Below are 22,480 nucleotides of genomic sequence, written 5' to 3' on the forward strand. Positions count from 1 at the left end.
GCCGTTATACCAATTTATGTTGGTAAGTGTACTCGGTCACTTTTCGCTATGCCTTTGAGAGAGTGCACTTGCCTGCATATTTTGTAACGATGAATCTTATAGGATCCTAATTGTGAAATACATCAATTATAGATCTTTTCCGAAAAGAAGGATTTTATTGTGTTATCTTGAAATAGAATAAAATATAGGATAAATCATCCGTATATGCGCTATCATCATGTGGAAATTTCGATATAAGGGGTTGCAAGCAATGAAAGATGTGCTGCGTACAATGATTAAATTTCTTGACTCTAGCATAAAGCGAAAGATGATTGTTATGGTGGTAGTCACTTTAATCTTTGTCGTTGGCATGATAGATATCGTAACCTATGGTGTTTCTATTAATCTGCAAATGAATGATGCAAAAGCAAATGATGCTCGCAAAGTCCAATTTGTTATTGAAAATATCGATGAAACAATCTCCAACATGAGCAGTTTAATGGATAGTATATCACAGGACGCAGAGATTCAGTCCATGCTTAGCAATTCTTCCGTAATTTCAGTCAGTAATTTAGAAAAGATAATCTTCTCCAAAACCTCTTATTCCTCCAATATATTTGAACATTTATATTTATATGATAATCAAAAATTAATAATTAAACTGAATTTTAATAGTGGGAATAAAACTAATCGTAACATGATAAACCAGACAACATTTAATAAGTACCGTTTTGATACTGTTGGAAGAACGTCCTGGAGAATTGAAAACGGTGTCATCTATATTGATAAGGCGATTCGGCAGCGGGAATCGCTCAAGATTCTTGGCTATATCACTATTGCCTTAAAAGAAGATTACATGAAGCAGCGATTGCAATCTGAGGAATATAGATATACTTACGTTTTTAACGAAAATGGGGATGTGATCGTGAGCAGTAATAAGATAGCGGAGCTGAACTTAGATGAGTTATATTCCAGAGCGAAGCAAGAACCCAATGGTATACCTACACAACTAAACATCAAACCTTTTGGCAAGATGATCTTTACCACAAATATTTCTGAATTTGGCAAGTGGAGAGTAGTTTCCCTTGTTCCTGTTAAAGAAATTGCTAAAGGACCTGAACTTATTGGTTGGTGGATCATGATAATTGGTTTTCTAGGCATCTTGGTTGGCATAATCATCACTTGGAAGGGCACTAAGCGCTTAATAGCACCATTATATCAATTAAAACAAGTAATGGACCAAGTCGAAACCGGTTATTTCAAGCAAAATGTGAATATTCAAAGCAATGATGAATTTGCACGGCTAGGACGAAGCTTTAATCGGATGATGGAAGAAATTAACCATTTGATTTCCGAGGTATATCAGAAGGAACTATCCCAACGAGAATCGGAATATAAGGCATTAAAAGCGCAAATCAATCCGCATTTTCTTTATAATACGTTGGATACGATCCGCTGGCTCGCTCTTTATGGAGAATCTAAAAAGATAGAAAAAGTAGCAATATCATTGGCTCATTTATTAAAAGCAAGTTTGAAGGAAAGCAAAGAAATGATTCCGATTAAAACTGAAATGGAGTATATTAATGCTTATTTATTCATCCAACAGACCCGTTTTGAAAAAATTAACGTTTCTATATATTTAGATGAAGATATCACTAATTTCTTTATCCCAAGATTCATCTTACAGCCATTAGTGGAAAATTCGTTTATCCACGGTCTTGAAAAGAAAGTGGGAAATGGAAATTTAATTATTAGCGGTTCAGTGAGTCACCAAAGCTTAACCATAAGGGTTATCGATAATGGTGTTGGAATGAATCAAGAAGAAGCACAGTTATTGTTATCAGCAAAAGAGGATGAACATATAGACATTGCCAAAGGAACCGGGAAAGGTCTCAAAAACGTAAATAAAAGAATCCAAGCATTATTTGGTGAAGAATATGGTTTATCAATTCAAAGTTCATTAGATACAGGAACAATTGTAGAAATAATGCTACCGGCTATAAAGCACAGCATAATGACTTCTAAATCCATATAGGGTGGGGTTATAGATGTATAAAGTGGTGATTGTTGATGATGAGACAATTGTAAGCCGCGGATTAAGCGAGAAGGTAGATTGGGCAGAACTGAACTGCATGGTTTGTGCGATAGGAAACAATGGTATGGAAGGGAAGGAATTAGTCGACCGTTACCAGCCGGATATCTTAATGACAGACATTAAAATGCCTGGAATGAGTGGGTTGGAACTAGCAGAATATATAAATAGGAATTATCCCCATATGGTTAGTATCTTACTCAGTGGATACAGTGAATTTGAATATGCCCGCGAGGCTGTTCGTCATCAGGTTTTTGATTACTTGTTAAAACCTATAGAATTACACGACTTGCACGCCTGCATTAGAAGAGCTATTGAGCAACTAGACAGTTCAGGTGACGATGATATGAAGAATAAGGATTCAGTAAACCATTCTGTCGTAGAATCAGGAATCCTGCTTGATCTTATTGTTAATGGAAATAAAGATATAGCAAGTTTAAGAGAAAAGATGAGTCAATTTAATATTAACTTTACGAGCGGACAGACGGTTGTATTCGAACTTTATAAACCATTGGATTCCACTTCTGACGAATCCTCCTCATTATCTCAATTTGCGACCAATAATATTCTGAAAGAGACATTTCAAAATTTCAATTTGGAAATTACATTGATTAATATCGAAAACAAAAGTGTTGTTATTGTGAAATTTGATCCAAATTCCGAACAAAAGAGCGCAGAAGAGCAATTAGTTGAAGTGACAAACCTCTGTCAGGAGAATATTCAGCTTTATTTAAATAAAAAGATAAACGCGGGAATCGGCAAATTCTTTCGTGATGTTGACGAACTAAATGGCTCTTTTAAGTCAGCAATCAAAGATTTGGAGACTCATATATTCTGGGGAAAGAATAGATATCATACTCAAAACATAAAAAGCAGAGATAGTTTTAAAAAGGTGGCCGCTCACCTCAGTCCAGAACATTTCCAGGTGATTTACGAAGGAGATTTAAATGAGTCAAAAATTTTTATTGAAAACTTTATGGGAAAAATTAGATTTTACAGGGATAAGAACTTTGCTTTGAATAGCTGTCTTGATTTTTTAGTAGGATTACTAAAAGTTATTCCCGATTGGCAAGCGAAACAGAATATCACACAAGCGATTACGTCCATACCGAGTCTGAGAACCTTTAATGAATACAATTATGAGATGATCCGCATAGTGGAATTGGTTTGTCTTGAAGCCCGGCAAAGAAACGCCGATTTAAAGGCAACTCTATTAGATCAAATAAAAATGTATTTAAATACGCATTACCATGAACCTAACATAAGTCTTCAATATATTGCTGAAGTATTCCATGTAAGCACAAGTCATCTAAGCAGATTATTCAAAAAAGAAACAGGTGTAAACTTTAGTGAGTTTCTTACTAAAAAAAGAGTGGAGCGAGCTAGGAAACTACTAGAAGAAGATCATCGGATGTCGATTCTCGAAATTGCAAATAGAGTTGGCTTTCTTGATGGTAAATACTTTGGGCAAGTATTTAAAAAATATTATGGGTATACTCCTTCTGACTACAAAGAGATTGTAAAAAAAAGTTATATTAGTTGATTTCATTTTTATCTAACAACCTTTTTGCTTCATCTAACGATTCCTTTGGTGCTTTATTTGTTAAGAGTGTGGATGTTATGGATGTCTGCAATATCTCAGACCAGTCGGTATATGCCTCCAAACTAGGCCGGTTCACAGCATACTCAAATTGTTCGTCCATAAGATTCAAGCTAGGATATTTTTGCTTCAGTTCTGGATTATCAATCAAATCGTTCCAAACCGGAAGACTTCCAGTGTAATCAGTAACAAAAATGTCATTTCTCCGTTTGTTTGCCATTTCAATCAATTTCCAAGCCCAATCTTTGTTTTTTGAACTTTTGGCAATACCTAATGCCATGCCTCCCATTACCGTAGAGCTTTTAAGGTGATCTTTAAAACCAGGTGCTAAAGCGATTTTTATATCTTGATTATGCTTCAGTTCACTCGCTGCAGAGGCCCAGTTTATCATGAACGGTATTTCTCCTTCGGCAAATGTTTTCGTTACTGAAGTATCATCTAAAGTTAAGGAAGCAGGGTCTGATAGCTCCTTGTCCGTTAAGGAGCTTTGCATAAATTCCAAGGCTTCTAATCCACTTTCCCGATTAAAAATCCAGTTCCCTTTTTCGTCTTTAAACTGGCCATCTAAAGCGTTAAGTAGCATAGTGTAGTCACAGACTAATCCTTCTGCATCCTGCCATCCCCAAATGATACCGTAATCAACAATTTCTTTTTCCTTTAAATAGGCTACCATATTCATTAATTCTTCCCACGTTTTTGGAGGAGCGTAAACCCCAATTTTCTTTAACATTTTTTCATTGTAGTACAGATATTTACCTTCAAGAGTCACGGGGAATGCATAAAGCTCTGGAAGCGCGTACAATTCGTTGCTGACTGCACCTGATTCATAAGAAATTGGTATAACCTTATCTCTTAAATCTGTTTGATTGTATTGGTTAAGAGGCTCTAGAAAACCTGCTTTGGCAAACTCCTTTGTCCATACAGTATCCACTAGGGTGAGATCGATATCTGTATTAGGTTCGCTAAGGTTCTTTGTGATTTTATGATGTAAATTATTGTAATCGGTTGAAAGTAACTCTACATGGATTCCGTATTGTTTTTCGTATTCAGCACTGATCTGCTCAATGTAAGGCTTAAAAGCAGTATCAACGATGATCTTAATTTTTTTAGGTTTTTCTGCACTGTCCTCATTTATGGAGTTATCTTCTCCTGAAGTCAAAGTCTTAGGGGTAGCAAACTGATTGTAAGAATAATAAACAATCACAAGTACAATAATTATGATGGGAGCAAAAAGACTTTTTATATTTAAATTCCACATGGCAATAACCTCACTGTTATATTAATATAAAAGATTTTGAGTCTATTCATTGAAAGCAAAGCTTAACCATGTCTTATGGAGACTATATCATTTCCAATCTACATAAAAAATGTCCCATTTGCAGCTTGAAATAATTGTCAGATCATCCCTATTTGTCTAAATCTCATACCATAATTATACTTACTCTACCTAACAAAATCGATAAAAAATCAAAATTGAGCAAATTATTAAACCTTGAAATATTATATATAAGATTTAAAGATAAAGAAATGATAACTACGGCAGTTTGTAAAGTGAAGCAGACTTTGTTGTGAGAGCATAATTCAACTGAATAAAGAAAGAGCATGCGTTGATCAACTGTTCAAAACACGCACTTTCTTTTTATTCGTTTAGCAGAATACTAGTTTAATTTGAGCAATCTATTATTCCAGAGTTCATAAAGCTTCCCTAATCACTTTCTTATAATAAAGGACAGATAGCATCCCAAATATCGAGTAGAGGACGGTATAAACGACCATCTCGTATTCTTTCTTTCTGGCAACTTAACCACCTCAATAAATCTTATTGGAAATAGTTACCACATCCTTCACCCTCTATCCAAAAGGGATGTTCATCAGTGGTCATTCTTATTTCATTCCCTATATAAATTTCTTATATCTGTTTTACTTCTCTTTGGTAGAACCATTCAACTTCCTTATAGCCCATGTCACCAGTATTTTCATCTTTTGCAAGTACCTTATCGCCTATATTAACATCTTGAATTGCTTTCTCACGATCAATTGTTTTATTTTAGTTCCTAAGGTAAAGCAATCATATCGTGAATAATGTAAAATGAAGTTGTAATGTTATACAATTCTTTTTAAAGATTAGGACTATGAATAAACTAAGAAAAAGAACTGAAAACCTAACAATAAACTAATGCGGGAGACAGATATCATGGTAAAAGATTTATCGGAATTGCAAAAAGTTTTAGTCCGGGGACAACAGTTATCAATGCAAGGATCTGATGGGAGGAGAAAACCAGATAAAAAATCAGTGCCATTTTTGATTGAAGCAAGGAAGGGATTAAAGGAATATTTAAATGATGATTCTGAAAATGGGACTGCATGGCGTTTTTTGTCTCACGCAGAAGAGACATTATTAAATTATAAAGAAGCTTTGCATGCATTAGAAAGGGGCATTGAACTTTCTGGAAAGACCAAGAAAGATTTTAAGAAAATTGCTTAATTAGAAGAATATAAACACCAATGGGACGAGTTGGGCCTTTCACCGGAAGAGCTGGATTCGTTAGGAAATTACATAGCAGATAAGTTGAATGAAAATTCCTGTGACCATACTCTTACCTTCACGAAAGAGTGGTTAAAAGAAAAAAAAACTAAAAATAAAATAGCCGGAATTACGAAAGCTCTGCAAAATCAAGGTGGATTTTGTGACTGTGAGGTTTTAGCAAACGTAGTAGAATAACTAACTAAGTATAGGTATTTCCTATTGTTTCTGCCGCCTCCAAGACAAAAAATGATCGGAACATTGGAATCAACCGGATTTGCCTGCACCAATGGAAACCATCAAACATGGGCAGCTGTATATCAATGATCACTAAATCAGGCTTAATGTGTGTGAATTCCTGAACAACCCGCTCAAAATCGGTAATCCCCTCAACCTGATAAGACCATTGAGATAAACGTTCTTTCACTTGGGGGCAATTTATGAAATACCAGCAAAGAGATTTTACACCTGAGTTGAGGGCGAAAATTGAAGATACTGAAAGAGTATTAAAAAATCATATTGAATTAGTTTTAAGGGAGAATAAATCAGTTTTTGCCGAGGGAAATCTTGATTTGTCTCTCCATAGAGAGGGGCAGGATCCTTTTAAACCTGGATATTCTTCTTCCATTTTAACAGGAGCGGTGGATGAAGATGGGGAACTTATTGATCTGCATATCATAAATATTTGGGAATCTGAACGTGTCATCTTAAGGCTACCCATTTCAAAAAACATCCCCGGCAGCAAGGTCATCGGCGAACTTATTGATGAATTACTAGAAGAAGTGAAATTGGAAATTAAGGAGTATATGGAAGAACAGTTGGAACCTGATGCGAAGAAATAAAAATATGGTGGGACTGCTATCTGCCCGGTTACGCCGAAGTTTTTACCGAGAAAAAAAGAGATGAGGAGACAAGAATGAACCTTAAAAAAATACATCATGTTGCGATTATTTGCTCGGACTATCAACGGTCAAAACATTTTTACGTTAACTTTCTTGGATTAACACCAATCCAGGAAAGCTATAGGGAAGAAAGAGATTCCTACAAGCTTGACCTGGAAGTCGGCGGCCAGTATCAGATTGAGCTGTTCTCTTTTCCTGATCCTCCAGAACGGCCAAGCTATCCGGAATCGGCAGGTCTTCGGCATCTTGCGTTTGAAGTTGAAAATATAGAAGAAACCGTAACTGAATTGAGGCGGCATGGCATCACTGTCGAACCAATCCGGGTAGATTCTACCACGGACAAGAGATTTACTTTTTTTGCTGATCCGGATGGGCTGCCGATTGAAATATATGAAGCATAGGCTCTTTTTATAAGCTTAAGTGGCTGCTGCCAGTTCCTCATCGCTATAGGCGATGGGGGATTTTTCGTTTCAAACATTCTAAAATGGATTCGGTTGCTCCCATGATTTTTGAAAGGATTCTATGATTGTAAAAACATGTAAGCATTCCTTTAAAGTGATTTTACATGCGAACGAATCAAGGAAGATCGGGAATTGCTCGAAAATTTAAGATTTGGGGCACCGCATTTGCAATCGGACTATCATTAGTCGCAGCAACACCAGCATCCGCGGAGAAGAATGAACACAAAATCCGGCATTTGAATTTGGGCTTGTCGTCGATGTACAATACTGTGATTGTGATGACCCGGTACACGTTATTACCGTAACTCGGTAAGCAAACTTAAGGATGCCGCCGCTACTCTCAATCAGCATAAGCTGACTTTCACAGTGCAGACAGGTGATATTATTGACCGGAACCTTGGTTTCGATACGATTATTCCCATCTATAATCAAAATGAGGGAACCGCGACGCTGAATATCATTGTATTTAGAAGTGGTACAATCGTTAAGACTGAGGGCAAGCATACATTAGTCGTGACGGATACCGAAGGGAAAAAGAACACGATTGCATTTGTGATTGATAAAAAGGCGCCACAGGTAACCGGCGCAGTAAACAACGGCTACTACAATAAAGATATCAAGCTCACCTTCAACGAGGGCAAAGCCACATTGAATGGCAAATCATTCGGCAGCGGTTCCTACGTTAGATCAGCAGGAACTTACACCTTAATCGTGACTGATGCCGCAGGAAATAAGATAACGTTGAAATTTTTCATCGATAAATCTCGGCCGGCTACACCAAAAGTCAATACGGTATAAAGCTCATCCCGAACATTGACCGGGACTGCGGAAGCCTATAGCACCGTAACGGTTAAAGCAGGATCCAAAACCCTTGGCACTGCAAAAGCGGATAAGTACGGAAAATATAAAGTAACCATCAAAGCACAGAAGAAAAGAACCGTACTCAAGATTACTGTACAAGACCGAGCCGGCAATATCAGTTACACCGCGTCAAAAACTGTAAACTAGTTTAATAAAAGAGTGCCTGTGTCTCTTTGTTTCTATAGCAAAGAGTCCAGGCACTTTTCTATTTTAAAGTAGAGAATTTGTTAAACATACCTTTATTTAGGACTAGAGAGTAAAAGCTATAGGATAAAACAGTAAATCCTTGATTTCTCTTTCTAGCAAGTATATAGTTATATAATTTAATATATTTGAATCTTCTAAAAATAAAGAATTTATTAAGGGGGACTATAAGCTTGTGTGAATTTGATTCTATAGGGAATTATCTTCCGGTTGGTCTGATTCTTGTCAATTATAAAGGTGAAATCCTCTATGGAAACCCAGTCTGCCAAAGGGTATTTCATGTGGATGATTTCAATCAGCAGTTGATTAAGGATATTCTGCCAGCCACTACTATCATAAAGGTCATAAAAGAAGGGAAATGGGAGACTCCGTGTTATCTCTCTAATAGAGATATGTACGTAATAAGCCTCCCCCTAATCACGGGAAAACTAGGCCTCTTGATCTTTCTTCCTGCCGATATGTATGAGGAAATTATAAGCAAGTCCCCAAAAGTAGCAGAACTCAAACAAGAACTTCAGGCAGTGATGAATTTGACGGGTGAATTAGTAACGATTACTGATGGCGATGGGATCGTTTCCAGAGTAAATAATGCTTGTGAACAAATTATGGGCGTGAAGGAATTTGATTTCATCGGTAAGTCGGCGTTTATTTTGGAACAAAACGGGATTGTCAATGCTTCTTCTACGAGAAAGGTGATTGAAGAGAAGCGCACCATCACTATGAACCAAGTCACTAAGTCAGGACGCCGTTTGCTTGTACACGCTCATCCGATTTTTAATGAGGATGGAACAATGTATAAGATTATTAATATCTCAAAGGATGTAACAGAAATTGAGGATCTGCAGGAAAAATTGGCCGAGACAACAAGTGTGCTTGATTACTACCAGCAGGAACTGAATAGCTTGAAGAAAAAAGACGAGGAGATTGTCGTGAAATCAAAGGCGATGGAAAAAGTGTATGAATTAGTAAGTCGAGTCGCTGACGTCGATGCTACGATTTTTCTCCATGGCGAGACTGGTGTAGGCAAGGAAGTCATGGCGAGGAAGATCCATCAGTTAAGTAACAGAAAAGATGCTCCTTTTGTGAAAGTGAATTGTGGAGCCATCCCAGAAACCATAATGGAGTCAGAGTTATTTGGGTATTCGAAAGGCACCTTCACCGGAGCGAACCGGGAAGGGAAAAAGGGGCTTGCCCTTGCAGCTAATAAGGGAACCTTATTTTTGGATGAGATTGGGGAATTGCCGCTTAATGTACAGGCCAAATTATTGCAGCTTTTGCAGGAAAAGCAATTTACCCCGCTTGGTGATACAAAACCTGTTCAAGTAGATGTCCGGTTTATTGCCGCAACAAACCGTAACTTGGAGCAAATGGTTAAACAGGGCACTTTTCGCGAAGATTTATATTATCGTTTATTTGTCGTACCGATTACGATTCCTCCTTTATCTGAAAGAAAAGAAGACATACCTTTTTTAATCAGTCATTTTTTAGATTATTATGGCCAGAAATATAAACAGTTCAAAAGTTTTGAACAAGAAGTCATCCAGATTTTCACGGATTATGTATGGAATGGGAATGTACGGGAATTGCAAAATACAATTGAGCGACTTGTCCTCACGGTTCCGGCCCGGAGGATAAAACTGGCCGATCTTCCTGATAAATTTATAAGCTCATTCTCTGAAGATAAGAAAAAAGTTGAAGGGGACACAAATTTAAAACAGGAAGTGGAAAGATTTGAGAAACAGATGATTTTAGGAGCTTTAGAAACCTCTTCGACCCTTAAGGAAGCCAGCATGAAATTGGGAGTCGATGCTTCTACAATGACCAGGAAGGTCAAAAAATACGGAATTATTATTGCAAAATTGCAAGTTTGATTGCAGTTTTGCAATTTCTTTTTTTTATAGCTAATTATATGAATTTTCTGAAGTATTTAAAAATTATTCCCTCTCTCATATTGCAAAAATGCAATTCTTTATCACTCAAAAAAAGATAACAAGCTTTATATATAGGGTTTTAAAAGGTTGGCACGCCAATTGCATAATAAATAAGTGACCGAACAGAAAAGGAGGCAAATTAATATGAAATTATTTGGGATTGATGTGGGGGGGACTTTTACAGATGTCATCTTCACCGACACAGAGACAAGAATGACAGCGATTCATAAAGTGCCAACCACTACGGAGGATCCTTCGATTGGAGTTGTTCAAGGGATGCTCGAGCTTTGTGAACGCCAAAATATTGATAAAACCGGAATCGACCATGTTTTTCACGGAACAACCATTGCCACAAATGCAATCCTTGAATACGACGGTGCAAAAACCGGAATGATCACGACGGAAGGGTATCGGGATATCATACATATCGGCAGGCACCAACGTCCTCAAAACCATTCCATCATGCAGGATATTCCATGGCAGGCGAGGCCATTGGTTCAACGAAGGCATCGATTGTCCGTAAAGGAAAGAATGGGTTCGGCCAAGGATCAAGTGATCACTCCTTTAGAGGAAAATGAAGTCCGTGGAGCGGTTGCTACTTTGAAGGAGAAGGGCGTTGAATCAATTATTGTCAATTTCCTATTTTCCTATATCAATCCAGGCCATGAACAACGGGTGAAGAATATCATTAAGGAAGAATACCCTGAAGCGTTTATTACAGTATCATCAGATGTTTCCCCGCAATTCCGGGAATTTGAACGCTTTACGACCGCATCCATTAATGGGTTTGTAGGGCCGAAAGTGAAAAATTATATTCAAAACCTGGAACAAAGTTTAAAGGATTCGGGAATCTCAGCTGAATTGCACATCATGTGTTCAAACGGTGGTGTTGCTACCCCGAAAACCGTTTCCGAAAAGCCTGTCAACACCCTTTTATCAGGCCCTGCCGCAGGAATTCTAGGAGGAGTATGGGCAGGTGAATTAACAAACCGGCAAAAGCTAATTACCTTTGACGTTGGCGGCACCAGTGCCGATATCGGAATTATTACTGACAGCGGCTATAGCGAATCTTCTGCACGGGATACATGGATCGCAGGTTATCCAGTCATGGTGCCAATGATCGATATACACACTATCGGAGCAGGAGGCGGCAGCATTGCCCATATTGATGAAGGTGGAGCGTTCAAGGTCGGTCCCAGAAGTGCAGGGTCCCGTCCGGGTCCGGCATGTTACGGACATGGCGGTCAAAAGCCGACCGTGAGCGATGCAAATGTTGTGCTAGGAAGAATCGATGAATATAACTTCCTTGGCGGAGAGATGCAAATTTATTCAAATGAAGCTTTTAAAGTTATTGATGAATTGGCTGAAAAACTGGAATTATCCAGAGAAAGAACAGCTGAAGGCATCCTTCAGATTATGAATAATAACATGGCGAATGCCATTCGAGAAAGAACGATCCAAAAAGGGGAGGATCCGAGGGAGTTTTCATTAGTGGCCTTTGGAGGAGCAGGACCGCTCCATGCCGTCGAGGTCGCACAGATTTTAAATATCCCAGAGGTCATCGTCCCATTATATCCCGGCATTAACTCGGCAACAGGGCTGTTAACAACAGATTTGAAATACGATGTCATTAAAACCGAATTTATGCTAAGCACCAATATGAATTTCCCTGTGCTGAACCAGGATTTCAAAGGGCTGGAAACCCAATTGGTCAATCAGTTGAAAGAGGATGGCATTGCCGATCGGGATATGCAAATTAACCGCAGTGCGGATTGCCGTTACGCTGGCCAGGGATATGAGCTGCGGGTGGATTTGCCATCCGGTCAGTTGGATGAAGGAACTATTGTTGAAGCTTTTAATAATTTCCATGCCAGCCACAAAGCAGAATACGGACATAACTTCATGGAAAGCCCGATTGAGATTGTCAATATCAGGGTGACCGGTACGGGTTACATGCCGAAAATTGAAAAGCAGGCGATCCATCATGAGCATCGGTTGGAGGATGCATTGCTAAAGACAGGCGAGACTATTTTTAATGTGAATGGAAACCTTGAAAAAGTGGAGACCAAGTTTTATCAAAGAGAAAAGATTCCTGCCAATACAAAATTTAGTGGTCCTTGCATCGTGCTGCAAAAAGATACTACCACTGTTATTCCGCCAGGCTGTACTGCTTATACCGAGGAATACGGAAATATGATTATTAAGGTAGGTGCAAATTCATGACACAAGTAAAAAGCAAAAAAATCGATCCAGTTACCGTTCAGGTTATTCTTGGCGCATTAGAAAATGTGGCGGTGGAAATGGGACATAAGCTTGCCAGGATGGCTTATTCCAGCATCATCAGGGAATCCGAGGATTTTGGCTGTGCGCTGGTTAATATTAAGGGGCAGCAATTATGTGAATCCCCCCACAGTACTCCGCTTCAATCAGGTCCGATTCCAGGTTATATCAAGGGAATCCGTCAAATTATGGAGGAACGTAATGATACCTTCTATCCAGGCGATGTAATCATGCATAACTCTCCGTATCATGGTGCCTCACATGGTCCGGATGTAGGTTTCTGCATCCCCGTATTTTATCAGGATGAGCTGATCGGATTTTCTGTCACAACGGCACACCATCTGGACATCGGATCGTCCACGCCCGGAAGCTGCGGGATTGTCGATGCAGTAGATGCCTATGCTGAAGGTCTGCAATTCAAGGCAATCAAAGTATATGAAAGAGGCGTGAAGAACCGCTATATCTGGGATGTGTTGATAGACAATATCCGCGCACCAAAATTAGTCGTGGGCGATATGGAGGCGCAAATCGCTGCGGCAAAAATCGGTGCTCAACGATATGTGGAGATCATTGAAAAGTTCGGGTTGGATACAGTCGAATCTGCCAGTGACGAACTGATGAATTATTCCGAAAAAATGATGAGAGATGCCATTAAAAAGCTGCCTGATGGAGAATATTCAGCGGAGGGCTATCTTGATGGTTATTTGGACAGCGAAGATCCGGCAAAGAAAGATTTGAAAATCAAAGTCACGGTCAAAGTCAATGGCAGTGATATGACCGTTGACTTGACCGGCACTGCACCACAAGTGAAAGACAGGCCAGTCAATATGCCTCTGATGGGAACAGTCGATATTGCCATCTATCTAACATTGCGCTCTATTTTGCTGGACTCGACCGTTTACGGCAGTTTCCCGCAAAACTCAGGCTTAGTCCGGCCTATAACGATTGTGGCGCCAAAAGGGACATTATGCAATCCAATCTATCCGGCTCCAACAATTGCCCGTTTCAACTCCGGGAATATTGTCGCCGATACGTTAATGAAAGCTTTGGCCCAGGTAGTTCCACAGCAGGTTAGTGCCGGTGTTGGCAATCTGCAGGTGGTAGCTTTCAGCGGAGAAAAAGATGAGAATTATTGGGTATACATGGACATCATGGAAGGCAGCTATGGCGGCCGTTATGGAAAAGATGGAATGGACGCGGTCGATACTTTATACGCCAACACAAGAAATAACCCGATTGAGGATATTGAATCTCATTATCCTTTAAGAGTAAACCGTTATGAGCTAAAGGATCATGAATGTGCACCAGGCAAATGGCGCGGAGGAATTGGATCCGTCCGTGAAATCAGTTTCCTGGCCGATGGAAGCTTCTCTGTAGAGGCAGATGGACATAAATATGCCCCTTGGGGATTTGACGGTGGAAAATCGGGTTCTGTTGGCAGCCTATCCATTCAGGAAACGGATACAGATGAACTAATCCAATTGCCGTCCAAATTGCCAAACCGTACCGTGAAAGAAGGAGGTCGCATTCAATTGACCGGTCCTGGCGGTGGCGGATACGGAAATCCATTTGAACGGGAGCCGGAAAGGGTGTTGTCAGACGTCTTGGACGGATTTGTCACCAGGGAACAGGCCTTGGAGGAATACGGGGTGGTCGTAACGGAATCGGGAGAAATAGATTACGGGAAAACAAAAGAGTTAAGGAAGAGCAAAGGTTGACCGATGGAGGCTGCTATGAAAACTATTACAATCAGCAAAGAAAGATTAAGCAAGCAAATCTCCCGATTGGGAGAAATAGGAAAGACTGCTGATGACGGAGTACAGCGTCTTGCGCTATCTAAGGAAGACCGCGAAGCCATGCTTCTAGTTACTGAATGGATGAAAGAAGCAGGGCTTACGGTGACCCATGATCATTTTGGGAATCTTATCGGACGGAAGGAAGGGCAGAATCCTAATCTTCCGCCGGTCATGATTGGCTCCCATATCGACTCAGTAAGGAATGGCGGAAAATTTGATGGCACGATTGGTGTACTGGCCGGCATAGAAATCGTCAGGGCGATTTCAGACACAGAAGTGCAGCACCAGCATCCGATTGAAGTGGTCGCCTTTTGTGAAGAGGAGGGTTCGCGTTTTAATGATGGCCTTTTTGGAAGCAGGGGAATGGTTGGAAAAGTAACTGAGGATGATTTGCAGAAAGTCGATGACGACAATATTACGAGATTTAATGCGCTCCAGAACTTTGGTTTCGGCATTGATCCTGAACAGAGAGAGAAATCGGTCCGTAAATTGGGTGACATTCAATATTATTTTGAGCTTCACATTGAACAAGGGCCATTTTTGGAGAAGAATGTTTTTCCAGTTGGGATTGTCAGCGGGATAGCCGGTCCTTGCTGGTTGAAAGTGAGGCTGACAGGGGAAGCCGGCCATGCAGGAACGGTCCCTATGTCTCTACGAAAAGATCCGCTGATGGGGGCTTCGGAAGTAATGCTGGAAGTGGAACGTCTTTGCGGTCAGGATCCGGATGCACCAACCGTTGGAACAGTCGGCAGAATTATGGCCTTTCCGGGAGGAAGCAACATCATTCCTGAATCTGTCGAATTTACCATGGATATCCGCGATATTGATTTGGAAAGGCGCAACAGCATTATCCAAAAAATTGCAGAGAAGTTAAATCTCGTGTGCAAATCGAGAAATTTAGAGGTTGAAATCGAAAGGAACGTAGATGTTGTTCCTGTTCAATGCTCTGAACATTTAATTCAATCCCTGCAGGAATCTTGCAAAAGTGTTGGAGTCGAAGCGCCTGTTATGGTAAGCGGAGCGGGGCACGATGCAATGCTTTTGGCGGAAATAACAGAGATCGGCATGGTTTTTGTACGCTGCCGTGGCGGCATCAGCCATCAGCCAAAAGAATGGGCAGATATTGAAGATATTGCCATAGGTACGCAAGTACTTTATGAAACAGTTCTGAAACATATTTAATTATTTATTCTGGCGGCCAGCAATGGCTGCCGGCTGGATATATCTATCTGATTTTATCAGAATTTTTTTAATAAAAATGGAAGGGGGATGATCCGTTTCCTGCGACTATGATGAGTTAAATAGGAAAACCCGCTTATCGTTTCTTTCTTCATAAAAAAGTATTGCCTCTTTGCCGCACATTCAAAAACTACACTCACACCCATACCTACTATCAACCAGTTAACCTATCAAAATGAACCGGTTTCAAAGAACATTTCTCGTAATGCGCCATCCAAATAAAAAGGGGGACACCTTCTTTGAATCATGAAAATGAAAAAGGGATTAGTTTAACTGGTAAGGATATCATGCCAACATTGGAAACCGAAAGAAATATGACGCCCATCGCCTATTTTATTTTATGGGTGGGGATTGCTGTACAACTAGTAACTCCAATTGCTGCTGCTCAATTGTATCCGGCTTTGTCGCCCATGCAAATTATTGTCGCTTGTATCCTGGGCAACCTCATCGTCGCCATTCTCCTGACACTGCTCGGGGATATCGGAATCAGATATGGGGTGCCATATGCCGTTTTTATCAGGGCTTCATTTGGTTATTTAGGAGCGCATATTCCTGCACTGGTACGGGCAATTCCGGCAATTTTCTGGTTTGGTTTCCAGACATGGATGGGTGCCTATGCCCTAAATGCTATCATGGAACTTTTGACGGGATACTCGAATCTTACCCTATTGATTATCGTGTTTGGGATCGTTCAAATCATAAATACGGCTATGGGTATGGAGGCCATCACTAAGTTTGAATGGCTGGCCTCGCCTAGTATTCTCATCATTGGTATCATTTTACAAGTCTATATTATGCAGCAGCATAACTTAACCTTCTCAGAGATTTTCGCTCGTGGCGGTGAAGGTGGTATATCGATGGGATCGGCTGTCGTTGTCATGATGGGAACCTATATCACGATGGCTTTAAATGCACCCGATTTTACCCGTTTTTTAAAAACCGGGACAGCTGGCGATAAGGCCCAATGGTGGAAGCTCAATAAAGGAAGCTTTCTGGCTCATACATTGGGGTTGGTCGGATCCATGCTGCTGTTTACTATTATCGGTTTAACGAGCGGCGTTGCAACGGGAACATGGAATCCGATTGATGCGATGGTCCAAACGATGGGCAAGGATAATCCGCTTCTTCTGGTCATTTGTCTGATCTTTGTCATTTTAGCCCAATGGTCTACCAATATCAGTGCCAACCTGCTGCCGCCTGGATATGTGATTGTTAACCTGTTCCCACGGAAAATTACCTTTGCAATGGGAGCCATTATAGCAGGCATTATCGGGCTGCTAATCCAGCCATGGAATTACGCAGAGTATGTTCCGCAAATCCTGATGATCATAACCGCAACCCTGGCGCCGATTGTCGGGATTATGTTTACAGACTATTATCTGCTGCGGAAACGAAGACTGAATGTAGAAGATCTATATAAAGCGGGCGGGCAGTATCGTTATTGGAAAAATGTAAATCCAGCAGCGATTATAGCATATATTCCAGCCGGATTTTCCGTTCTGTTGTTCCCTGATTATGGATTTGTTTCAGCGCTCTTAGTGGCAGCGGTATTGTATTATACCTTGATGAAATATTGGATTTGCAAGATCTACGAGCAACCAGAAATTACCGATGAAAACTTTCAAATATCAAGCCAGGCAGTGAAAAGGCAGGCTTAATGGCAGGTCAAATAAAGGAGCATGCCGTTCTGTCCTTTTTCATGCAGTAATCCCAGTTTGAAAAATGAGGAGGAAAAAAATGAAAATTAAAGTAATTAACCCGAACACAACAATGGCCATGACAAAAGGAATCGAACATGCAGCATTATCAGCAGCACGGCCGGACACAGAAATACTTGCGGTGAGCCCTAAGCTGGGCCCCGTTTCCATTGAATCTTTTTATGACGAATATTTAAGCATCCCCGGAGTACTTGAAGAGGTTAAAAAAGGACAAGAAGAAGGGGCGGATGCTTTTGTAATCGCATGCTGGGGTGACCCGGGTCTGCAGGCAGCGAGAGAGGTAACGGACAAACCGGTTGTGGGGATAGCTGAATCGTCCATTTATTTAGCATCCATGCTCGCTGCCAGATTTTCTATTGTTACCGTTTTGCCAAGAATTAAAACGATGATTGAAGAACTCGTTGATTCATATGGAATGCATAGGCGAATCCTTAACATCAGAACAACGCCGATGGGAGTTCTCGATTTCGAAAGAGACCCTGAAAAAGGTCTTGAATTGTTACGGCAGGAGGGGAAAAAAGCTGTAGAAGAAGATCATGCTGAGGCCATCTTGCTGGGGTGTGCGGGAATGGCCGAATTTGCTGACAGCCTTGAAAAGGAGCTAGGCGTTCCGGTTATTGATGGAGTAGTAGCAGGTGTGAAATTTGCGGAATCGATTGTGGATTTAGGAAAGAAGACCAGCAAGCTAAAAACTTATAAATATCCTGAGAAAAAGAAATATATTGGGGTGCTTGACAGCTTTGGAAGTGAGGAAGTTTCAATTAATTAAATGCTGACGTTAACTGCGGGGCAGATAGTACTTTTAGTATGTTTGCCCCTCTTTGTTCAAAAATATCCGCATTTTTATACAGGCAACCTTTCTGATTACGCATAGTGAGTCATTTTAATAATAATCAAGAAATGAGGGGTGGAAATATGGGGAAAAGCGTAACAGAAATCACGAAAAGTTCAAAGAGAGAATCATTAAACCCTGTATCAAATGAAAATCGATTATTTGGTCTCACGACTTATATTACCCTTTGGATCTCATCAATGGTAGTAATTCAAATCTTTATGATTGGCCAGTCCTATCTGCCTCCAGCAGGAAGATTGAATTTGTTTCAAGCGGGTGTGGTAACAATCATATCTGCTTTTCTCACCGGGATCTTATTTGTCATTAATTCAAAGCCCGGATTGATCTATGGCATCCCGTTTATCGTTCAAGCTCGTTCATCGTTTGGCTATAATGGAGCGAGAATCGCCTCATTAATCAGGGTGTTGCCTGCTGTTTTTTGGTATGGTATCGGCTCATGGATCGGAGCTGCTGCCATTGATTATATTACCGAGACCATTTGGGGTTACAGCAATATATGGTTATATTTCATTTTGTTCCAGGTCATTCAAACATTGATCGCCTACTTTGGCATTAGTTCGATAAAGTGGTTTGACTCCCTGCTCTCTGTGGTTGTACTCGGCTTTTTAATCTATATAACCATGCAGCTCATTAATGTCGGGGGTCTACAGATATCAAATAACTGGAATACAGAAGGTTCGTGGGGCATGCCTTTTTATGCAGCGATTACAGCCTCAGTGGGGGTGTTAATCACCGCGGTGATAAATAATGGTGACTTAAGCAGGTACCTGGAAAACAAACCCGGCTACAACTGGATTGGCCATCTTGTAGGGATTGTTCCCATGTATATAACCATGCTTGTCATCGGTGTTCTTGCTGCGGCCGCCACTGGAATATGGGATCCTGTTCAAGCGATTGTATCTGTTATTCCTAATCCCGGTGTAGCGGTTGCCATGATGTTCTTTATCGTAGTCGCCCAATTCACAAGCAATTTAACAATAAACATCAAACCACCCGCGCTCGTTTTAATGGAAACATTTAATCTATCGTGGGGTGTATCCGTAATCATCGTAGGAATATTGGGAATCTTGACATTCCCATGGTTATTAATAACCAGCACGGCGTTCAATACCTTCATTGCTTTCTATTCTGCTTTTCTGGGACCGCTGTTAGGCATATTGATATCAGATTATTATTTTGTCCAAAAACAACAGTTGCACGTGGAAAGTCTTTATCAAAATACGATTAAATACAACTGGCTGGGACTTGGATCACTTCTTATCGGAGGGATTTTCGGTGTACTCTTCCTGGACATATCCTGGATGGTAGGACTGCCAATCAGTGCCGTGCTTTACTGGGCAGGATATAACTATCTTCCATATTATAAAACGCAGAAAACGGCTAAAGAAGCAGATGTGACATTATAAAGATCAAAGAAGTACTTTTGTCTGAAGTTCGACTGCTTCACAGTTGATAACTGGGTTATTTGAACCACTATAAGAAGGGACTGTTCCGTAATTCAGTTTACCTGGCTTATAGCCCCTCTTTGCCAGAATAAAAAGAACCGAAACCGATTGCATTTAATTGGTTACAGACCCAAATCCTAAGACCATAAAAAAACTGTTCAATATAGAAACAAAGAAGTGATTAACAACCGCAAACCTGGTTCCTGTAAAATAGCCTAAAAAAAAGCGTGCCTGAGTCTCTTTGCTTCCGCAGCAAAGAGGGGACAGGCACTTTTTTGTAAATTGAAGCAAAATGGTGCAATTAGACAAAAAATCGGTTCTTCTGGTGTTTATTATTTTCCCATTGAATTTGAAGATATAGCCCGCTTAATGTACTTGATCGTTTCCATGTGCAGAGCTTCGTGATATAAGCTAAACAAAAATATCTCACCAACACCGAAAAAAGTAATCCCTCCACGGTTCGTGAATGGAGTAACGAGTTTTTCTTCTAAACGCCCGGGAAGAAAATGTTTGATTCTGGCTTTTTGTTCTGCCAAAACTTTCGCAATCTCAGAAAAGGATGGCGGATGTTCCCAGTCAGCCGGACTGGTTCCCGGAGCAAAAAACTTTTCATAATGTTGAGGGACATTCTTTTCCTCTCCTGACAGTTCGAAGACGAGCTTCTCCTGTGTAAAAGCAATGTGCCCGAAGTTCCAACGAATATTATTACGAAACCCGTTCGGAATGATATCCGCAATTTCTTCTGGAATTTTGTTGATTGCCTGTTCAGTAATCCCGCGTACCGTTTCCATATGGTGAAAAATTAAATGTTCCAAAAACATCATCTCCCTTGACACACTTTATTAAATACATTCTGTATGTATGTGCTTATTCCTTCTACAGCGGGAGTTGTTGTCTTTCCACCTTTTTTAATCCCAACATTTTAATAAACGGTGTTTCAGTCTTAAAATTATTTTCTTCCCAGTACTGTTATACATAGTTCTTTACACGACCATAATATTGATTTTCTTTTACAAAATGCAGATTATATTTATGTCATTGATAGAGGGACGATCATACTTGAGGGAAAACCGGGAGCGCTTGATGAGAATTTGTTATATGGGTATTTGACCGTTTAAGAGCTTAATATTTCAATTGCTGCCACGAATTTCACCGTGGCCAATCTGTTTATTTTAAAGTCTATGCGAAGGGATAATGAATTCAAATTCGCTGTATTTGCTGCTGTGGCTTGAGTGCTATTTTGTTGCCAAAGAACGCTCCATGTTTTTTTCCATCCAATTAGCGATATCAAGGAGACGGTTCAGATCTGTTCCTGTTTCAATTCCCATTCCATGAAACATATTGACCATATCTTCTGTGCATACATTACCGACTGCCTTTGGAGCGAATGGACATCCTCCTAATCCTAACTCAACTTTCCCAGTGTAAAATCCTTCTCAGAATTATCAAGATGCGAAAGTTAAGGTATAATTATTTGAAGAATCTTTACATAAATCGAGGTGAAAAAATGGAATTTCTCAGCGTCCTTCTCCCCATTTTCGGGATCTTTGCTTTAGGCTTTATCGGCCAGAAGAAATTCCATTTTGATACGAAGGGAATTTCCACGATGGCGCTGTATTTAATGTCGCCTGTGCTGGTGTTTCGGACATTTTATACGACGGAGTTTACGTTTGAAGCTGTTTACATGATTGTTTACACGTTCGGCTTGTGTATGGCCCTGATCCTTGTTGTCTATCTTGTTTCTTTTCTTAAAAAATACTCGATACCGGAGACTTGCGGCATGATTTTGGCTTCTTCTTTCATGAATAACGGGAATTATGGGACTCCGGTCGCGTTTCTGTTGTTTGGGGCAGTCGGACTGGATTACGCGATTGTTTTGATGGTTATTCAGCAGCTGCTCATGTGTACGGTCGGGGTTTATTATGCGGCAAAGGGAAGTCCGGAAGGGAATGGGGTTCGGTCTGCCATTAATGCGGTGAAACGGATGCCGATTGTTTATGGAGCGATGGTCGGATTTGTTTTTCAGTATATTGATATTCCTTTAAGCGCCCCGGTCCTGTCGGCTGTTGATTTAGTCGCCGATGCAACCATCCCGACGATCATGCTTACACTGGGGATGCAGCTGGCAAACATTTCGATTAAGCAAATCGAAAAGAGCAGAATTTCGATTTCATTGATTCTTAAGCTGGCAATTTCACCTGTCATTGCCTACATCATCACTCTCTTTCTGCCGGTTGATGATCTGTTGAAGCAGATCATGATCATTATGGCTGCAATGCCTACTGCGGCCAATACAACAATGTATGCCCTGCAGTTCAATACGGAACCGGATTTTGTCTCGAGCGCTACTTTTATTAGCACGACTTTAAGCTTAGCTACTTTGCCGATTATTTTTTTGATTGTTTTATAAGTTAATAGACTCATGAAAAATGGATGATTATTCGACTCGTGAATCATCCATTTTTTATAGCGGAAAATTTCGACATCTTTTTTGATGTTAGGGTTCAAACTGCTGTTTATTTGGGTATTTAATAAATGGCTCTGTTAAACGATAATGTTGTTTTTGGGAAGGGAATCTGCGAGACTCCTGCGGAA

At 40.3% G+C, this 22,480-nt stretch carries 20 protein-coding genes and 2 pseudogenes; 17 read left to right on the top strand and 5 right to left on the bottom strand.

Going from position 1 to position 22,480, the window contains the following annotated elements:
* Nucleotides 1-250: 250 nt before the first annotated feature.
* A complete protein-coding gene (locus D0463_RS15730) occupies nucleotides 251-2,014 on the top strand; it encodes a sensor histidine kinase (protein WP_160118454.1) in 1,764 nt (587 codons plus the stop codon).
* A 13-nt stretch (nucleotides 2,015-2,027) separates the two neighbouring features.
* Nucleotides 2,028-3,614, top strand: a complete 1,587-nt coding sequence (locus tag D0463_RS15735) for a response regulator transcription factor (RefSeq protein ID WP_117308329.1) — start codon at nucleotides 2,028-2,030, stop codon at nucleotides 3,612-3,614.
* On the opposite strand, the gene D0463_RS15740 is transcribed toward D0463_RS15735, so the two are convergent.
* From D0463_RS15740 to D0463_RS20310, 3 genes and pseudogenes are all read right to left on the bottom strand, one after another.
* Nucleotides 3,607-4,929 (bottom strand): extracellular solute-binding protein, encoded by a 1,323-nt coding sequence (locus D0463_RS15740; protein ID WP_117308330.1) that lies wholly within the window; start codon nucleotides 4,927-4,929, stop codon nucleotides 3,607-3,609. The genes D0463_RS15735 and D0463_RS15740 overlap by 8 nt on opposite strands.
* A 434-nt stretch (nucleotides 4,930-5,363) precedes the next feature.
* Nucleotides 5,364-5,447 (bottom strand): annotated as a pseudogene (locus D0463_RS20455) (hypothetical protein); the annotation flags it as partial.
* A 133-nt stretch (nucleotides 5,448-5,580) separates the two neighbouring features.
* The gene (locus D0463_RS20310) at nucleotides 5,581-5,709 is read right to left on the bottom strand and encodes a polymorphic toxin-type HINT domain-containing protein (RefSeq protein WP_117308344.1); all 129 of its coding nucleotides are present in this window, start codon (nucleotides 5,707-5,709) and stop codon (nucleotides 5,581-5,583) included.
* Nucleotides 5,710-5,865: 156 nt separating this feature from the next.
* On the opposite strand from D0463_RS20310, the gene D0463_RS19965 reads away from it, so the two are divergent.
* Together D0463_RS19965 and D0463_RS19970 are read left to right on the top strand one after the other, a co-directional pair.
* Nucleotides 5,866-6,156 carry a tetratricopeptide repeat protein gene (locus D0463_RS19965; RefSeq protein ID WP_254052829.1) on the top strand — a complete coding sequence of 97 codons (291 nt, stop codon included), beginning with the start codon at nucleotides 5,866-5,868 and terminating at the stop codon, nucleotides 6,154-6,156.
* Nucleotides 6,157-6,186: 30 nt separating this feature from the next.
* Entirely contained in the window at nucleotides 6,187-6,393 is a 207-nt protein-coding gene (locus D0463_RS19970) for a DUF2695 domain-containing protein (protein ID WP_301950653.1), read from the top strand.
* 47 nt (nucleotides 6,394-6,440) lie between these two features.
* On the opposite strand, the pseudogene D0463_RS20155 reads toward D0463_RS19970, so the two are convergent.
* Nucleotides 6,441-6,637, bottom strand: a pseudogene (locus D0463_RS20155) (response regulator); the annotation flags it as partial.
* Between D0463_RS20155 and D0463_RS15760 the strand changes: the two are divergent.
* From D0463_RS15760 to D0463_RS15805, 12 genes are all read left to right on the top strand, one after another.
* On the top strand, nucleotides 6,636-7,037 hold the full coding sequence (locus D0463_RS15760; RefSeq protein WP_117308331.1) for a hypothetical protein: 402 nt from the start codon (nucleotides 6,636-6,638) through the stop codon (nucleotides 7,035-7,037). The pseudogene D0463_RS20155 and the gene D0463_RS15760 overlap by 2 nt on opposite strands.
* A 74-nt stretch (nucleotides 7,038-7,111) precedes the next feature.
* Nucleotides 7,112-7,498: an SMU1112c/YaeR family gloxylase I-like metalloprotein gene (gene gloA2 / locus D0463_RS15765; RefSeq protein ID WP_117308332.1), complete on the top strand. Its 387-nt coding sequence runs from the start codon at nucleotides 7,112-7,114 to the stop codon at nucleotides 7,496-7,498.
* Nucleotides 7,499-7,662: 164 nt separating this feature from the next.
* On the top strand, nucleotides 7,663-7,863 hold the full coding sequence (locus D0463_RS19230) for a hypothetical protein (RefSeq protein ID WP_133299581.1): 201 nt from the start codon (nucleotides 7,663-7,665) through the stop codon (nucleotides 7,861-7,863).
* 61 nt (nucleotides 7,864-7,924) lie between these two features.
* Nucleotides 7,925-8,356 carry a hypothetical protein gene (locus D0463_RS15770; protein ID WP_117308333.1) on the top strand — a complete coding sequence of 144 codons (432 nt, stop codon included), beginning with the start codon at nucleotides 7,925-7,927 and terminating at the stop codon, nucleotides 8,354-8,356.
* Nucleotides 8,357-8,371: 15 nt separating this feature from the next.
* A complete protein-coding gene (locus D0463_RS20315; RefSeq protein WP_160118455.1) occupies nucleotides 8,372-8,566 on the top strand; it encodes an Ig-like domain-containing protein in 195 nt (64 codons plus the stop codon).
* Nucleotides 8,567-8,796: 230 nt separating this feature from the next.
* Nucleotides 8,797-10,494 (top strand): sigma-54 interaction domain-containing protein, encoded by a 1,698-nt coding sequence (locus tag D0463_RS15775; protein WP_117308334.1) that lies wholly within the window; start codon nucleotides 8,797-8,799, stop codon nucleotides 10,492-10,494.
* A 204-nt stretch (nucleotides 10,495-10,698) separates the two neighbouring features.
* The gene (locus tag D0463_RS15780) at nucleotides 10,699-12,777 is read left to right on the top strand and encodes a hydantoinase/oxoprolinase family protein (protein WP_117308335.1); all 2,079 of its coding nucleotides are present in this window, start codon (nucleotides 10,699-10,701) and stop codon (nucleotides 12,775-12,777) included.
* Nucleotides 12,774-14,552 (top strand): hydantoinase B/oxoprolinase family protein, encoded by a 1,779-nt coding sequence (locus D0463_RS15785; protein WP_117308336.1) that lies wholly within the window; start codon nucleotides 12,774-12,776, stop codon nucleotides 14,550-14,552. The genes D0463_RS15780 and D0463_RS15785 overlap by 4 nt, the downstream gene beginning before the upstream one ends.
* Before the next feature lie 15 nt (nucleotides 14,553-14,567).
* Nucleotides 14,568-15,812 (top strand): hydantoinase/carbamoylase family amidase, encoded by a 1,245-nt coding sequence (locus D0463_RS15790; RefSeq protein WP_117308337.1) that lies wholly within the window; start codon nucleotides 14,568-14,570, stop codon nucleotides 15,810-15,812.
* A gap of 296 nt (nucleotides 15,813-16,108) precedes the next feature.
* A complete protein-coding gene (gene ncs1, locus D0463_RS15795) occupies nucleotides 16,109-17,527 on the top strand; it encodes an NCS1 family nucleobase:cation symporter (RefSeq protein ID WP_117308338.1) in 1,419 nt (472 codons plus the stop codon).
* A 79-nt stretch (nucleotides 17,528-17,606) separates the two neighbouring features.
* The gene (locus D0463_RS15800; RefSeq protein WP_117308339.1) at nucleotides 17,607-18,356 is read left to right on the top strand and encodes an aspartate/glutamate racemase family protein; all 750 of its coding nucleotides are present in this window, start codon (nucleotides 17,607-17,609) and stop codon (nucleotides 18,354-18,356) included.
* Between the two features lie 146 nt (nucleotides 18,357-18,502).
* Nucleotides 18,503-19,846, top strand: coding sequence for an NCS1 family transporter (locus D0463_RS15805; protein WP_160118456.1), 1,344 nt, complete (start codon nucleotides 18,503-18,505; stop codon nucleotides 19,844-19,846).
* 371 nt (nucleotides 19,847-20,217) lie between these two features.
* On the opposite strand, the gene D0463_RS15810 is transcribed toward D0463_RS15805, so the two are convergent.
* A complete protein-coding gene (locus D0463_RS15810) occupies nucleotides 20,218-20,700 on the bottom strand; it encodes a DinB family protein (RefSeq protein ID WP_117308341.1) in 483 nt (160 codons plus the stop codon).
* A 692-nt stretch (nucleotides 20,701-21,392) separates the two neighbouring features.
* On the opposite strand from D0463_RS15810, the gene D0463_RS15820 reads away from it, so the two are divergent.
* A complete protein-coding gene (locus D0463_RS15820) occupies nucleotides 21,393-22,295 on the top strand; it encodes an AEC family transporter (RefSeq protein WP_117308342.1) in 903 nt (300 codons plus the stop codon).
* The last annotated feature ends 185 nt before the right edge of the window (nucleotides 22,296-22,480 follow it).

Origin of the sequence: Bacillus sp. V59.32b, from assembly GCF_003429085.1 — a bacterium.
Lineage (GTDB): Bacteria > Bacillota > Bacilli > Bacillales > DSM-1321 > Peribacillus.

Bases quoted from the DNA above. Each gene is read 5' to 3' on its own strand.
- D0463_RS19230 (WP_133299581.1), top strand. From the start codon at position 7,663: ATGCGAACGAATCAAGGAAGATCGGGAATTGCTCGAAAATTTAAGATT.
- D0463_RS15785 (WP_117308336.1), top strand. From the start codon at position 12,774: ATGACACAAGTAAAAAGCAAAAAAATCGATCCAGTTACCGTTCAGGTT.
- D0463_RS15740 (WP_117308330.1), bottom strand. From the start codon at position 4,929: ATGTGGAATTTAAATATAAAAAGTCTTTTTGCTCCCATCATAATTATT.
- D0463_RS15780 (WP_117308335.1), top strand. From the start codon at position 10,699: ATGAAATTATTTGGGATTGATGTGGGGGGGACTTTTACAGATGTCATC.
- D0463_RS15730 (WP_160118454.1), top strand. From the start codon at position 251: ATGAAAGATGTGCTGCGTACAATGATTAAATTTCTTGACTCTAGCATA.
- gloA2 (WP_117308332.1), top strand. From the start codon at position 7,112: ATGAACCTTAAAAAAATACATCATGTTGCGATTATTTGCTCGGACTAT.
- D0463_RS15805 (WP_160118456.1), top strand. From the start codon at position 18,503: ATGGGGAAAAGCGTAACAGAAATCACGAAAAGTTCAAAGAGAGAATCA.
- D0463_RS15735 (WP_117308329.1), top strand. From the start codon at position 2,028: ATGTATAAAGTGGTGATTGTTGATGATGAGACAATTGTAAGCCGCGGA.
- D0463_RS15760 (WP_117308331.1), top strand. From the start codon at position 6,636: ATGAAATACCAGCAAAGAGATTTTACACCTGAGTTGAGGGCGAAAATT.
- D0463_RS19965 (WP_254052829.1), top strand. From the start codon at position 5,866: ATGGTAAAAGATTTATCGGAATTGCAAAAAGTTTTAGTCCGGGGACAA.
- D0463_RS15800 (WP_117308339.1), top strand. From the start codon at position 17,607: ATGAAAATTAAAGTAATTAACCCGAACACAACAATGGCCATGACAAAA.
- D0463_RS15820 (WP_117308342.1), top strand. From the start codon at position 21,393: ATGGAATTTCTCAGCGTCCTTCTCCCCATTTTCGGGATCTTTGCTTTA.
- D0463_RS15790 (WP_117308337.1), top strand. From the start codon at position 14,568: ATGAAAACTATTACAATCAGCAAAGAAAGATTAAGCAAGCAAATCTCC.